This is a genomic window from Puniceicoccus vermicola (assembly GCF_014230055.1).
Taxonomy (GTDB): domain Bacteria; phylum Verrucomicrobiota; class Verrucomicrobiia; order Opitutales; family Puniceicoccaceae; genus Puniceicoccus; species Puniceicoccus vermicola.
Genome location: NZ_JACHVA010000127.1, coordinates 220,040 through 233,573, shown reverse-complemented (window position 1 = coordinate 233,573; position 13,534 = coordinate 220,040). Strand labels below are relative to the sequence as shown.

Sequence of the window (13,534 nt, the reverse complement as noted above, 5' to 3'; positions counted from 1 at the left end):
ACTCGCTCATCACTTCACGGGCCTTTGCCGTGAGATTGCTCCCGAGATTACCCGCAACAGCGGACTCCTGGCGATCCTGCGAACCCGACCCGGGCGCCTCTCGCAAAAACAGATCCGACGCCGTCAGGAACTCTTCGACAAGCACCCAACCCTCGAGCCCCTCTATCTCAAACGATGGCAAATCCACTCCCTTCTCTGCCAGAAGTCCTGCACAGCAAAGAAGTGTCGATCAAATGCCAAAGAGCTCTATCGACATATCGAAGAACTACAACAACAGGGCTTTGCACAACTCAAAACCCTCGCCAAGACCCTCCAACAATGGATCGAGCCCATCGCCACCATGTGGCGATTTACCAAAAACAATGCCATCACCGAAGGCTTCCACAGAAAAATGAAACTCATCCAAAGAAGAGCCTTCGGCTTCAGAAACTTTGAAAATTACCGACTGCGCGTCCTCGCTCAGTGCCAATGAACACACACAATAATCCTAAAGAAAAATAATCACAAATTATGCCCGGTCCCCAAACTTTGGAGTAGACCCTAGATTGCGAAGGTAAGAAGGGCTTTTAGCATTGGGGAAAATCGATGGACTTTGACGAGCAAAACAAATCGTATTAGGGTTAACTTAAACGATACATCAGCGAATTGGAAACTTGACTGCAACTGTTACTGTCACTCTGGCGGATTGACGACGGTGATATTTATCGTCGGCGAAAATGTATCTGAAAGCCGATGGTTGCCATGCCAACAAGAACGGGGAATCCCTAGGATCCCTAGTTTGTTATGCTTTCTTCTAGAGGGATGTCGCGAGCAAAGTCTGCGAGGGGTTTTATCGTGTAGCGTTTCTGTTTAAGAGACGGAGCAAACGCCGTCCACCGCACCCAAGAGGCGGTGTAGTGTCTAATTCGTGGCTGGATGGAACGGTCCCGGAAGCTATCCCACGAGACGTCGTTTCAACTGAGCTTCGTGGAGATCGGTTGGTTGTAGGTCTTCGAGGGGAATGGATTCCCACCAGAGACCGTCGGTTTCCCTGATGCTGGGCACATGGCTATTTATACCGACGAAATTCACTTCCGCGGGACCGAACTGGACTCCTGGGTGGGAAATCGGTTGCTTGCTGGATATTCCCCAGAATGTGGCGCCTCGTCCGGTATGTTTTCCACGCTGCGGTCCACCGCCGAAACGCCAGACGGATTCTCCGGTGCCGACATCAATTTGAGAAAAGAGATTTCGATTTGGGCACCAACGGTGATGATCAAGCGAAAGGTCCGGGCCTTTTCCGAGTTTGGCGACATTTCCGCAGGCCATATTCTCCACGGTGATGTCGTGAATGAATCGAGTTTCAAAGTCGAAGTTCTGCAATAAGTTGTCCTGCGCATAGCTGCTGAAGGAAACACCGTGATGTCCGGTGTCGCCTTGAAGTTTCGGACGTTTGGAAGTCAGAACCAAGTGGTCGATCGTGGAGAAGTGACTTTCCAGAAAAATTCCACTGTCGGCATTGCGAATCTCGACATTGCGAACCCAGCAGTGTGCTGCCTGCTCGATGGCTATGCCGTTCATGCCCAATTCCTTGAAGTGTCCAGTATAAGGTTCGATTGGAAATTCAATGCTGAGGTCTGCGATCCCACATTCGGTCACGCTCGGTGCGAATGTCAGGACCTCGGCTTTCCATTCCGGACGGATGTCAAAGGGGAGGGAGCGTTCAAGCGTTATGCGCTCGCCGTCGATTAACTGAATGCGCGAAACGAGGGTCGTCTGCCTGTGAAAGCTGAGGTTGTCATCGTTCTCCCCAGGGTCGTCGGCATAGAGGTGTTGGATGATCGAAGCGTCGCCGCTGTCTTCAATTTGAATCGTCACCACTTGGCCTACACTCAACCCGCTGGCATTGATCACGGTAAGCGTCCGGTCGCCGCGAACCGCGTCCGTGGTGATTTTCGTAATTAACTCGTTCTGAAGATCACCTTTGATCCAAATAAAACCTCCTGACCATGAGTAATTCGACGTACTCAGACCATCGGCGGTTTCCGACATGCTGGGACGAACCGCTTCCAGTTTGGTCGTGGGCAAAATTACCGTTTTGGACGGGCCTTCGCCTCGGAGGACTATATCGGGTTTTTGGATCCAAAGGATTTCGCGGATGACATACTGGCCTTCGGGAATCTCTATGACTCGGCCTTCGCATTCATCAATGGCTTGTTGAAACGCTTTCGTATTGTCGGTTTGACCATCCCCAACGGCGCCGAAGTCGATTACACTGATCCCACGAGGGTGGTCGGGGATGGACTGTTCGCCGGAATGGTAACCGGCGAAAGAGAAGTCTGGCAAACGTCCCTTCGGATCCCAATTTTCGCCGGATTTCCCCCAGAGTTCAGAGGTGGCGGTATTCATCGTGACGCTCGAATCCCTGCAGATAGAGAGGTTTGTCATCAAGAAGGATGCGGTTGCCTTCAATTTGGACGGTTTGAAACACGAACAGTTGGTCATACTCGTCGTAGATCTGCTTGCTTTCATCCTTCAAGCGAATGCTAGCCCGGTCGAGGTTCGGCTCGCCTACATTCCAGAGAGTCACGACGTCAATTTTCAGCTCGGCTTCGAAATGGCCTTCGTTGATCTCAGCTTCAGCAGTTGACGAGGTTTCGAGAATCATGATTTCAGCGTGTGTGGCGGATCCTTGAAAGATCCCTGAAATACGAACGATCCCCGTGTGGACCTCGTATTGGGTTTGAGCGGTCACGGATTCTAGCCACGCTTCGCTTGATGTGGAGTAGATCGAGACTGGGTGCTGAATGCAGGCGTAGGGTAAAAAGTCGATCGGGGTATACGGATACTGCCCTGCAAAGTGGCCCGCTTCTGGGTGTTTTTTCAGATTATCCATGAGGACTGTTTCAAGGGAAAGAACGTTATCGGTTCTAACGCAGAGAAGGTTTCCTTCGCCGAAATGAATCAGCTCTTTGATGTCGAACTCAATAGGGATATAGCCGGTCTCGTGGTCACCCAGAAGTTTTCTATTTAGGTAGACCTGAGCCTTGTAAATGTCGGAACCAAAGCGAAGAACGACTCGTTCGGATTGAAGAACGCGGGGATGTGACAATTCGCGGGAATACCAACATCCCTTCATCCACTTCCGAAAATCTTCTTCGTCAAAGGCTTCGTTGTAACTACTGCGAACGGCGACTTGTTTCTCTGGAGTGAAGCCCGACGTGTAGACTGTCTCCTCCTTTTCGTGAGGGAAGTTCCAGATCCCGTGGAGGTCGAAAAATTCGCGGGGGAAGTTTCGTTGAGGATAGAGCATGGGGATTCGGTGGTGATGCTTGATTGGAAGAGAAAAACGCCCGGGAGAATTTTTCCCGATCTTTAGCAGAAAAAAGCTAAAGGCAGCCCCAAGGCTCTCGATTCATACATTGAGTATTGGAAAGTTTAGAAAATCATAAAGTTGAAAAAGTCCGGAGGGAATGGCGAATTGATAGACCGCTTCGGAGTATCGGTGATACTTAGTCGATTCTCTGAAAAAAAGAAGAGCCCGTTGAAGTGGTTACTGTAACAGTGATCCCTAACCCGAGTTTTAAGACGGGATTTCCTGGATCCGTGCGAAATGGAGAGTCGTAGAAGCGGGCTATATCTTGTCTCACGGCCGGGGATCGGGCAGGTAGGCTGGACAAATAGAAGGAGGGTCGACCTTGTGATCGGGCCGGAGAAGGTGTGGCCATTCGCTCTTTGTTGTGACCACCAAAACGGGTTTCCTCAGAACCCCACATCTTGCTTCCGTGGGTGACCGTAAAGTTGTGATAGAGGAAAAAGGGCTGGTCGGGCAGGGACCCTTTCTCTTAATCCTCGGCGCACTCTTTTCTTTCGTCGGCAATGTCTTCGGAGGGCTCGAAGTTGAAATCCAGTTTGTTCGCCCAATTGACGTAGTAACCGGCATCTCTCAGTTCATGGGTGAACATTCGTGGAGGTTTCTTGAGGTTGGAGCGGTGATGATGGGTGCCGATACTCCAGGCATACCGTCCGGAGACCATGGTCGAACGACTCGGGGAGCAAACCGGGGCGGTGCTGAAAGCATTGTCGAAGCGGCAGCCGGAGGCAGCGAGGCGGTCCATATTCGGGGTTTTCGCGTGGGGTCACCGTAGCAACCCAGGGCACGGCCGACATCTTCTCCGACGAGGAGGATGCAATTGGGAGAGGTTTTCATAGGAACAGGGTCGGGGTGCGTCAGTCACAATGGCGCGCCTAAGAAGGGAAGATAGCCTAGGGAGGCAAGGAATGCATGCATCTTTTGCACGGTGTCGGTATAATCTTCTCCCCCGTTGAAGAATCCGTGTTTCCGATTGGCGTAGAGATAAAGCTCGGAGCGAACTCCACAGGCTTCCATCTTGGCTTTCCAATAGCATGCGGTCTCGACGGGCATGACTTGATCCTCGGTTCCGAGAAAGACGATGTTCGGTGGAGCCTCTTCGTCGATGTGGTGAAGGGGAGAAATTTCTTCCCAGCGATCTTTCATCCGATCATGGCCGTATCCACCGGGGCCGTTATCGTAAACCGGGTTGAAGAGGATCAGGGCGTTGGGTTTACAGCTCACTGGCGGATCGGAGGGATCGTTCAGGGTCGGCAGGAGTGCACATGCGGCCGCGAGGTGCCCTCCGGCAGAGCCTCCTCCATAGAAAAAGACGATTCCCGCTGTCTTTGGGTCAGACTCGGCTTCAACTGGTGCCTTGTGCCAGATCTTCAGGTCGATCACGTCGACGCTTTTGAACGTTTCGGCGGTCCAGCCGTTTTTCTCCAAATGGGATTCAGTGCCATGGACGAGTGAGGGATTCATAAGGGAGAGGAGGAAGAGTATCCCTATCTGGGAAGGGGTGAAGGGGAATACGAATTTCATGGAGGGGGATTGGTGGGGTGCCCGTGAGGGAAGTGGAAACGTCTTCACGCAGGTATGGTCTCGCAGGAAACCGTGATCACGTTTTTCGGATGGCCTGCGTGAGCTCTCTAGGGGTGGTGCTTTCTCCATCCCGATCCCGAAGAGATGCTTTTTTGGGAGCTGAGATCGGAATGAATGGTCCAGGGTGCTTCCGGTGCGAAGGGGACCTTGAGGTGTCGGTAGGGGAAGCGTAGCGGTTGTTGCGGCGGGGGAGTTCCGAGGAATGGAAGATCCTGGACGGGGAGTCCGTCGGCCTTCCAAACGGGATTCGGACGGATGCGACCTTTGATGCTGGCGTATCGAACGTGATTGCCTCCCGGAGAGTAGCAGATCTCCAGTTCGGTTTCGGTACTGTGGTAGCGAACGGTGCGGGAATCGAAGTACCAACTGTCGAGGCAGTGGGAGTCGGTGACTCTTTCGTGAAAGCTTTCGAATGTCTCTTCGTCGCAGCGGCCGACACTGAAGACGAATCCATTGAGGGTCTGCTTGAGTTCCTCCTCCGTGAACTGCCGGGGAAGACCGTTATAATTCTCGAGGGAAAGGAGGAGGTAGTTTTCGATGCGATTCATTTTGATTCTCGCAGTTCCTTCCCAGTCCGAGGGATTCAGCGGGCGCACTGCGTAGCGAATCGGGCCGTCTTCTAGAAAGAGATGGGTCTCGGTTTCGATGATCCGGTCAATCGTGCCGAAATGTTCGGGAATGATGAGGCAGAAACGGAGTCTGCGGAGCGGGGTGGCGGAGAGGTTGAGGGTCGGCCGAGCGAGGACCAGGGCTTCGCGTTTGTCCTGTAAGGTATGAACGATCCCGTGGGTTTTCAGGCTTTCTCCGGGATCCTTGGGGTCCTCGTCATCGATAAGATAACGAGTGTAGGCCACGCGGACATCCTCCCGACGGGTGGCCGGTTGTTTCTTGCGATAGGTGAAATAGAAGACCTCGGACTGCAGCTGTGACCAGCACTCTCCCTCGGCGGTGCCAAGAGAAAAGTCTTTCTCCTGGTATTGGGTGATGTTGACTTCGCTACAATATTTCTCGCCATCGCCGCCTCGCTCGGCGGTCGCGTGAAACTGGAATGGATATTGGCGATCACGGGACCACCTCAATAGTTCTTTGGGAGGAGTGAGCTGGCAGGACGATACCCAGGCGAGGCGCCCGAGGGATTCAGGGGCGAACCCATGGGCGTGGAGTAGCTCAATCGGATCCTTCTGAAATTCCTCGATGGGGTTGGGCAGGACCATCTCGTCGAGAGCCAGCCAGAGGAGGAAACTCTGAGTGGAGAGGTGTGCCGTTGAATCAAAGTGGTAAGCGCGGGAGTAGGGGCCGCCCATGAGGCCGGTGGGACGATGGAAGGCCGCGAGGATCTCCGCCCAGATTCGCTCGCAGCACTGGGACGCCAATGTGCGGGCCTCTTCCGATTTTGCGTATTGGGAAATTACCGTCAGGTTGACCAGGGTGAATGGAGTGTAGGTCGGGCTGTTGTATTCGCTGATCAGGCCGCGTCTGGACAACATGCGGGCCAGTTGGTGCAGATTCCAGAGTCCGTGCTCAAATGCGTCGGAGTCCTCGAAGTATTCTCCTCCCAAGATCAGTCCGAGTGTCGCCTTGGCGGGCATGTTGTCGTTGAAACCGTGAAACTGAAGGTCGGCCGAGCGGTTTCCCATGTAGTCGCGGAGCCCGGCGGTGGCCCAGAATTCGATTTGTTGCTTCACCGATTCGTCGAGCTTCTTCCCGTGCACCGCCAGCATTTGCATCGAGTGGTTGGTCACAAATATGTCGAAGGGAGGGATCTTCTCCGGGTCGACCCCGGGCTGATCGGGGATGTTGTGGGAATGAAATCGGGTCTTTTCGAGAATCGCATTGCCCAGTCTAACGTCCTCCTCCGATCCGCAGAGGAGGCCCATCGTCATCCAGAATACGAACCGGGTGTAAGTCTTGGGGATTGGCTGGGGAGGATGGATCCACGCTCCCTCCGCGGAGACTCCGACGGGATGAATCCAGTTCCCTTCTGAATCGAACCACTTCCGACACGTCTCGCTGATGAGTCTATGGGTCGCGTCATAGCGTTCTGCACGGGTTTCGTAAGGGGCGGGGGAGAGTAGATCAGGAGGATTCATCGTTGTTGGGACTGGGAGACCGGATCCTTTTCAGCTGCTTTGAGCGCAGTGGGGGATCTTGCGCGGTCTCCGGGGAGTAAAGAAATTGTTTCGATTTCATAATTGACTTCCAGTTTAAAAGTCAATTGTAATTGACTTAGTTAATGGCTTGCGGGGTTTTCCCTTAGACTCCGTGGACTATTTTTTCTCACTCGATCCCCCCCTAGAAAAAGGTTACCCATGAAAAAGAAATTGTCTCTGGTTCGTTGTCTGGTCGTGGCTCCGGTTCTGCCAACGCTTACTGCTTCATCTCTACTTGCCGGAACGGTGTTCTCGGACGACTTTACCGGAGTGGATCCGGGGGCCCCGTCCGAGAAACAATCGACGGGCCTGAACGACTACGGCTATTTCTTCTACAATGGAAATGAAGGGGGTTACCCATGGACAGTGGGAACGGATAATAATTCACCTCTGAGTGGTGATGTCTTGAGAAATCAGGGGGCACAGGCAACCAATACTTACACATACAGGCAGTTCGGAGAAGTTTCGCTCACGAATGTCGGCGATTCGATTTCATTAACTCTGGATTATAATCCGAACGGTGCGACGAGCGGAAATCTTACCATCGCCTTGCTGAATAGCGAAACGACGATTACAGCGAACAGTTTTGGTGGAAGCTCACTGACACCAGATGGTGACGGCTATATGTTTCATCAGGTCATATCGGGATCAGACACGAGTCCGAATTATTACGATGTGGTGAATGACAGCTCGTATTTCAATGCGGCAAACATTATTCATACTCCTAGTGAGACGGCGACGATTGGTGGTCCTGCGGATGGAAAGACGTTTTCCCTCACGCTGACTAAGACAGTGTTGGGTGTCCAGATCGACGCTTCCATCGCAGGAACTACCTTCTCCAGCTTCGAAGATACCACCGGTGATATCTATACAAGTTTCAATACAATGCGCATCCGCAGTGCCAGCGGATTCAATTTTGATAACATTACCCTGTCTTCAGTTCCTGAACCTGCCGCCGGAGCTATGATTCTAGCGATGCTGGCGGGAGTGTTCTGTCTTCGACGTCGCAATTTTCTTCGTTCAAATAGAGTGACGGGGTAGTCGCTCCGTCCGGTCTATTTTTCTAACTCTCGTTGGTCGATTCCATCCTAGGAATTGCCCACTCTGAAAGGTCATGCGTGGATGTTTAAAATGGAAATAAAAAAGCAGCTTTTGATTTTCTTTCTTGCAGGTCTATTCCTTCAACTCTCTTCCGTTTTTGCGGAGAATTTTGAACTGAACACCAGCGCTCCGGCTGACGGAGAGCTTTCGGATCAGAGTGATCCCTGGGATGGAGAGCCGGACGAAGTAGACGCGTTAGGGAAGGTCGCGAAGGTTGGATCCATGTGGGGAAATGAGTACGTGGGCATTTTTGAGTTTTCGATTCCTTCCACCGATGCGGGGATGGGTGAATTGAAGTCAGCGAAACTCGTGCTCTACTCCCATTCGAAAGGTCCGTCTCCAGCGACTGTGGAACTCTTTGCCTATTGGACGGATTCCGCTGACGGAGTCGTGTCGGATGAGGACTGGAATGGAGGCGTTTCTCTGGGCGAAGTAATTGTCGAGGGGGAAACGGAGATTTCGGTTTTGAACCGAGTGCCGGCGATCGATGTGACCGATGCGGTTCGTCAGGGAATCGAGTCCGATCAGCGGTTTATTGGGTTTCGGCTGCGCAGCCCGGATAGCGTGAAGGGGGACAATCCTTCGGACAACAAGGGCATCATTTTCCGGACCGCAGAATTTGCAGAGAATTTTCCGGCCTACGCGCCTCAATTGATCCTACAGTTTTAGAATGAAATCTTCAGGAAATAAGCATGTCCAACTCGTGCAGCAACTGAGAGAGTTGGTGTACCATCGAAGCCCGGGAGACCGCTTGGAAAACGACCGTGAACTGGCCGCTCGTTTCGGTGTCAGCAACGTTACCCTGAGAACTGCCATGTTGGAGTTGGTGAGTGAGGGGATGATTTACAGGAAGGTGGGCTCGGGGACCTACGTGGCCCGTCAGCAGATTCAGCAACATATCGCGATCGTGGTATCACAGGAGCTCCTTCAATGCATGAGGACGCCCTATGCTCACCTGAGCACAATGTCGATATTGGATGAGCTGAATCATCATTCCACCCCCTACAAGCTCTACTTGATTCCGCGCACCTCCGACAGTGAAGACTGTCCGCTTTGGCCCCAGAAGGAGCATATCGACCAAAGTGGTTTGGGAGCGGCCATCGACGCCAATGAAGTAAAGGCTCTGGTGAGCATTTCGATTGGACGCCAGAACGGTTGGATGTCTCAGCTCGAAGAGCGGGGGGTTCCTGTGATTGGTTTGAGTGGCGACAATTCGTTCAAGCACCGCATTCATCCGACCAATGGACCGAGTCTGCGTGAGGCAGTTCGTTACCTGTCCCGGTTCGGGAGAAAGCGCATCGGATTGATCTATTGGTATAATTCCGACGATCCATATGAACCCAAGGAAGACCACACTCAAAAGGCATTTCTCGAGGAAATGGATATTGTCGGCCTTCCCGTCTATCCGGAATGGATCAAGAATGATGCGGATCCACAGCATTCGGCCTCTGGGTGGCAACTCTTCCGGGAAATTTGGTTCGCGGATCCAGAGAAGCAACCTGACGCCTTAATTTTCGGGGATGACCGTCTCTTCTGCAGTGCCTCGTCGGCGATTCTGGAGATGGGAGTTCAAGTGCCGAGGGATCTCCAGATTGTCACTCATTGGAACAAGGGGTCAGGATTGCTTTGCCCGTTTCCGGTGGCCCGGTATGTCTTTGATCCATCAAGGGTCGGAGCGATTGTCACGAGTCTCATTCAAAAGTGCCTCGAGAATCCGGATCTGCCAGCCCAGGACCGGGTCCTCTCCGCAGACTGGTTTACGGAGGGTCAGTATGACGAGTCCATGCGCAACAGCTTTATCGATCCGCATTTAGGTCTGAATCGACAGCGAGTGTAGTCCTCGTTTTACGACGCTTTTTCTTTCTCCCTGAACCCCACAACCCCTTCCCCACACTTATGTTCCGTTCCTTCCCTTTCTTGTTCTCTCTGCTCACGTTGACTCTGTCATCGCACCTCATTTTGAGGGCCGAAGTGGAGAATGGCTCTGATTCCTGGCTACAGGATCCTGCGTTGGTCCGCTATTATCCGTTTGAGGCTGGTTCAGGAGGTCGGGCCGAGCAGTTGGCCGGGGATGGGGTAGGAAGCTTGATGCTGGTGGGCAACTCGCCCTACGGAGAACCGGAAGACATTTATGTCCAGAAGTGGAAGGGACCGATTGTCGGGACCGAATGGCGCCCCGGCCGGAAGCCCGGAACGTTTTCCATTCGTCCCGGAGAACCTCGGGAGAGCGTCATTCACAGTTTGTTCTACGAGACGGATTCCGGGACAATGACTCTCGAGGCTTGGCTGCGCCCAGAGTCGAAAGGGACGGGTCCTTATGTCTGGGCTGGCGGAGCTTTTCACTCAGGTTATGTCTTGGGGCAATCCAGCGGAAACTTTTCCTGGCGCATAGCGACGACAGACGAGCCGAAGACCGTTTACGCGCCGATGCAGCCCAATCTCTGGTACCATTTGGTCGCCTCTTGGGATGCGGAACACCAGAAGCTTCTCCTCTACGTCAACGGTGAGTTGGCGGCCGAAGAGAAAATGGAGGCTGACTTTATTCCTCCGGAATTTGTGGCCGACCGTTTCAACGCCCCGGAGAGAGATAAAGGGGGACTGAGGATCGGCGGATTCCAGTCATCTCAGGTGGGCGCTGTTCCTTTCAATCTCGACGAGCTCGCGGTGTATTCCCGTCTCCTCTCTCCGGAAGAAGTGAGGGAGCGGTATGAAGCTGGAAAGCCGCAAGGATCGGTCGAAGAGCAATTGGCGGCTTTTGAAGTCGAACAGGCGAAGCAGGCGCTTCTCGAGGAGATTCAGATGGAGATTCCTGCGGATACCTACGGATACTTTCCCCGTGGTTCGGAAATTCCGGTGACTCTTGCGGTTCCGGCCAATCCATTTTGGACCGGTTCCCTGGAGGCTTCCTGGAGAATCGAGGACCTGATGGGGAACACCGTGAGTGAGGGGCAGCGCGAGTTGTCGATCCGTGAGGATGAAGGGGCGACCGACGACTTTATGGTAACTCTGCCCGAATGTGGTCTCTATTTCTTGCAGATCGTCCTGAACGACGAAACGGGCGAGGAGATCGATTCGGTCGAGTATCCGCTCGGAGCGATTGTTGAGCTTCCTCCTTTGGAAGAGCAGCCGGAGAGTTCTCCCTTGGCCTCTCATGAAATCGTAACGCGCGGTCCGGAGGCACCGGTCTTGGGCTTCGGGGCTTTGGAACGAATCATCCGTGGCCCCCGGCGGGTCGCCCCCGGGGAATATGATTTTTCCTCGATGGATGAGATTGTTGGGGAGATTCGCGGACGGGGGTTGGACCTGATGCTCTGCATTAACTCCGTGCCGAAGACCCTGGATGAAGATCCTGATTCCGAAGTCTTCAACCTCGTTGAATACAAGGACCTCATGACCCAATTGGTTCGTCGCTACAAGGATGACGTCCAATATTGGGAGATTGTGAACGAACCCAACTCGGGGCACCACGGCAAGACGTTGGGGACCAATAATCAGGACCGCGCGCAGAAGTATGTGGCGGTGCTGAAAGCGGCTTACGAGGTGGTGAAGCGGGAGGATCCGGAAGCTCAAGTCGTGGGCATCAGTGGGTGTCCGGGATTCGTCCCGTGGCTCGACGCCGTGATGGCTGCCGGTGGGGGGCCTTACTTCGATATCGTTACGATTCATAACTACCGGACTTCTCCGATTCAGAACAGTGCCCGAAAGCAGGAGGTCCTGAAGGTCCGTGAGATCCTCAACCAGTATGGCAAGGATGCGCCAATCTGGAATGGAGAGTTCGGAATCAAGCAGCCGGCTCCCGTCGACGGTCGCCCGATGACGGACGAGGATTTTTACGAAACCTATGAGGGTCGCTTGAATTCGACCTATGGCCACCAGTTTCTTTCCGGATTTATGCCAGTGGTGCCTCCGGAAGTCTCTGCGGCGTGGACGGTTCAGACGATCCTGCTCGATCTGGCGGATGGTTGTGAACGGGTGTTCCAATTGGCCGGCGCGGGCAATGTCTACCCGTTCCCAGTAGGGTATGGACGTCCAAGTGAGAAGGGGGTTGCCATGGCAGCTCTGGCGGAGGTTCTTCTTCCGATGGCTTCGGTGGAGCGAATCCCGACAGCCTCGATTCGGGACGCCGCCGTTCTCGTTACGACGCTCGACGGACGCCGAATTGCCGCGGTGTTCTCGGATGACGAACCAGAGCTCATGTTTCGGGCGAAGGGAGTGAAGGTCCTCAAAGGGATGGACATCCAGGGAAATCCCAAGGAGTGGCCAGTCGATGACGAAGGCGTCGTCCACATTGAAACGGGAATGAGCGCCCAATACATTTTTGATGTCCCCGAGGGATTTGCTCAGATCCCCATCGCTGAGGTTCTCGCCGATGGGGTCATGGAAGCGGGACGATTAGACGGGGTGGTCGCTCTCTACAATCCTGGGGAGAAGGAAAAAGTATATCGCCTGGATGTGGAACTGCCGGGTGGAGTCTCTCTCGAGTGTGAGGAGGAGGCCCGCGTGTCGGCGGGAGAGACGGTAGAGGTGCCGTTTATCTTGACGGCTGAGCAATTGAAACGGGGGATCCACGAGCTGTCGTTTGATGTGCTGGATGCGAAGGGAAGATTGTTGGCCAAAACCCAATACATGCTGACCGCAACGGATGCGACGATTACGATTCCAGCCTTCCGCGTTCCGGTTCCCCTGGTGGCGGATCCTGCGAATTGGAAGGACGTTCCAGCGGTTGTGGTCAATCAGGTCGACTACGTGCTCAGTGGGAAACCCGTTCCCGGCGTGCCTTGGGCCCCTCAGTGGAAAGGCGAGTGGGATCTTTCCTTCCAGTATCGTCTGGCCTGGAATGAAGAAGAAGGTTTGTGTCTGCTTCTGGAGGTAAGGGACGACCAACTACGCCCGGCTCCGGAGGAAGACGTTAAGAGGGCATTCCTCTACGACAATCTGGAACTGTTTGTCGATATCCGTCCTCCTTCGATGCGTCGTTCCGGATACTCTTCCGGCGTTGAGCAGATTATGGTTCAACCTGTGGTGGAGGAATCTGCCGGCGAAGCCACTGCCTTTTCGATGGTGGGCGATTCGTCCGCTCTGGAGATTCGTTTTGTTGGACGACTGACGGAAGAAGGCTACATCGTTGAGGGCCGAATCAAGCCGAAGGAGGATTCTCCCTGGACCCTCGAAGAGGGTAGCACCATCGCCCTCGACATTCTCATGGATGACGCCGATAAGGACCTTCGTAAGACCATTATGGGGATCGGTTACGGAGGCCTCGAAAACGCAAAAAATACCTCCAATTGGGGGTGGTTTGAGTTAGGTCCGCCCCCATCTCGATAGCCGTTCGTGATGCAACCCCCAT

Annotated in this window: 9 protein-coding genes and 1 pseudogene; 5 read left to right on the top strand and 5 right to left on the bottom strand. The window is 53.7% G+C overall.

All coding sequences use genetic code 11. The features are described 5' to 3' along the window. Positions 1 to 472, top strand: a 472-nt coding sequence (locus tag H5P30_RS17885; protein ID WP_185691582.1) for a transposase, incomplete at its 5' end; no start/stop codon positions are given. 461 nt (positions 473 to 933) lie between these two features. Here the strand turns inward: H5P30_RS17885 and H5P30_RS17880 are convergent. From H5P30_RS17880 to H5P30_RS17860, 5 genes and pseudogenes are all read right to left on the bottom strand, one after another. Next, positions 934 to 2,427 carry a glycosyl hydrolase family 28-related protein gene (locus H5P30_RS17880; RefSeq protein WP_185694279.1) on the bottom strand — a complete coding sequence of 498 codons (1,494 nt, stop codon included), beginning with the start codon at positions 2,425 to 2,427 and terminating at the stop codon, positions 934 to 936. Beyond that, positions 2,369 to 3,292 (bottom strand): sugar-binding domain-containing protein, encoded by a 924-nt coding sequence (locus H5P30_RS17875; RefSeq protein WP_185694278.1) that lies wholly within the window; start codon positions 3,290 to 3,292, stop codon positions 2,369 to 2,371. The genes H5P30_RS17880 and H5P30_RS17875 overlap by 59 nt, the downstream gene beginning before the upstream one ends. A gap of 532 nt (positions 3,293 to 3,824) precedes the next feature. Then, positions 3,825 to 4,100, bottom strand: a pseudogene (locus H5P30_RS17870) (sulfatase-like hydrolase/transferase); the annotation flags it as partial. Between the two features lie 113 nt (positions 4,101 to 4,213). Then, positions 4,214 to 4,876, bottom strand: a complete 663-nt coding sequence (locus H5P30_RS17865; protein WP_185694276.1) for an alpha/beta hydrolase — start codon at positions 4,874 to 4,876, stop codon at positions 4,214 to 4,216. A 107-nt stretch (positions 4,877 to 4,983) separates the two neighbouring features. Continuing rightward, on the bottom strand, positions 4,984 to 7,026 hold the full coding sequence (locus tag H5P30_RS17860; RefSeq protein ID WP_185694275.1) for a hypothetical protein: 2,043 nt from the start codon (positions 7,024 to 7,026) through the stop codon (positions 4,984 to 4,986). A 219-nt stretch (positions 7,027 to 7,245) separates the two neighbouring features. Between H5P30_RS17860 and H5P30_RS17855 the strand changes: the two genes are divergently transcribed. From H5P30_RS17855 to H5P30_RS17840, 4 genes are all read left to right on the top strand, one after another. Next, positions 7,246 to 8,127, top strand: coding sequence for a hypothetical protein (locus tag H5P30_RS17855; protein WP_185694274.1), 882 nt, complete (start codon positions 7,246 to 7,248; stop codon positions 8,125 to 8,127). Between the two features lie 90 nt (positions 8,128 to 8,217). After that, positions 8,218 to 8,856, top strand: a complete 639-nt coding sequence (locus H5P30_RS17850) for a hypothetical protein (protein ID WP_185694273.1) — start codon at positions 8,218 to 8,220, stop codon at positions 8,854 to 8,856. Position 8,857: 1 nt separating this feature from the next. After that, positions 8,858 to 10,024 (top strand): substrate-binding domain-containing protein, encoded by a 1,167-nt coding sequence (locus H5P30_RS17845; protein WP_185694272.1) that lies wholly within the window; start codon positions 8,858 to 8,860, stop codon positions 10,022 to 10,024. Positions 10,025 to 10,083: 59 nt separating this feature from the next. After that, the gene (locus tag H5P30_RS17840; RefSeq protein ID WP_185694271.1) at positions 10,084 to 13,512 is read left to right on the top strand and encodes a LamG-like jellyroll fold domain-containing protein; all 3,429 of its coding nucleotides are present in this window, start codon (positions 10,084 to 10,086) and stop codon (positions 13,510 to 13,512) included. Positions 13,513 to 13,534 lie beyond the last annotated feature (22 nt).

Bases quoted from the DNA above. Each gene is read 5' to 3' on its own strand.
- H5P30_RS17880 (WP_185694279.1), bottom strand. From the start codon at position 2,427: ATGACAAACCTCTCTATCTGCAGGGATTCGAGCGTCACGATGAATACC.
- H5P30_RS17875 (WP_185694278.1), bottom strand. From the start codon at position 3,292: ATGCTCTATCCTCAACGAAACTTCCCCCGCGAATTTTTCGACCTCCAC.
- H5P30_RS17865 (WP_185694276.1), bottom strand. From the start codon at position 4,876: ATGAAATTCGTATTCCCCTTCACCCCTTCCCAGATAGGGATACTCTTC.
- H5P30_RS17860 (WP_185694275.1), bottom strand. From the start codon at position 7,026: ATGAATCCTCCTGATCTACTCTCCCCCGCCCCTTACGAAACCCGTGCA.
- H5P30_RS17855 (WP_185694274.1), top strand. From the start codon at position 7,246: ATGAAAAAGAAATTGTCTCTGGTTCGTTGTCTGGTCGTGGCTCCGGTT.
- H5P30_RS17850 (WP_185694273.1), top strand. From the start codon at position 8,218: ATGGAAATAAAAAAGCAGCTTTTGATTTTCTTTCTTGCAGGTCTATTC.
- H5P30_RS17845 (WP_185694272.1), top strand. From the start codon at position 8,858: ATGAAATCTTCAGGAAATAAGCATGTCCAACTCGTGCAGCAACTGAGA.
- H5P30_RS17840 (WP_185694271.1), top strand. From the start codon at position 10,084: ATGTTCCGTTCCTTCCCTTTCTTGTTCTCTCTGCTCACGTTGACTCTG.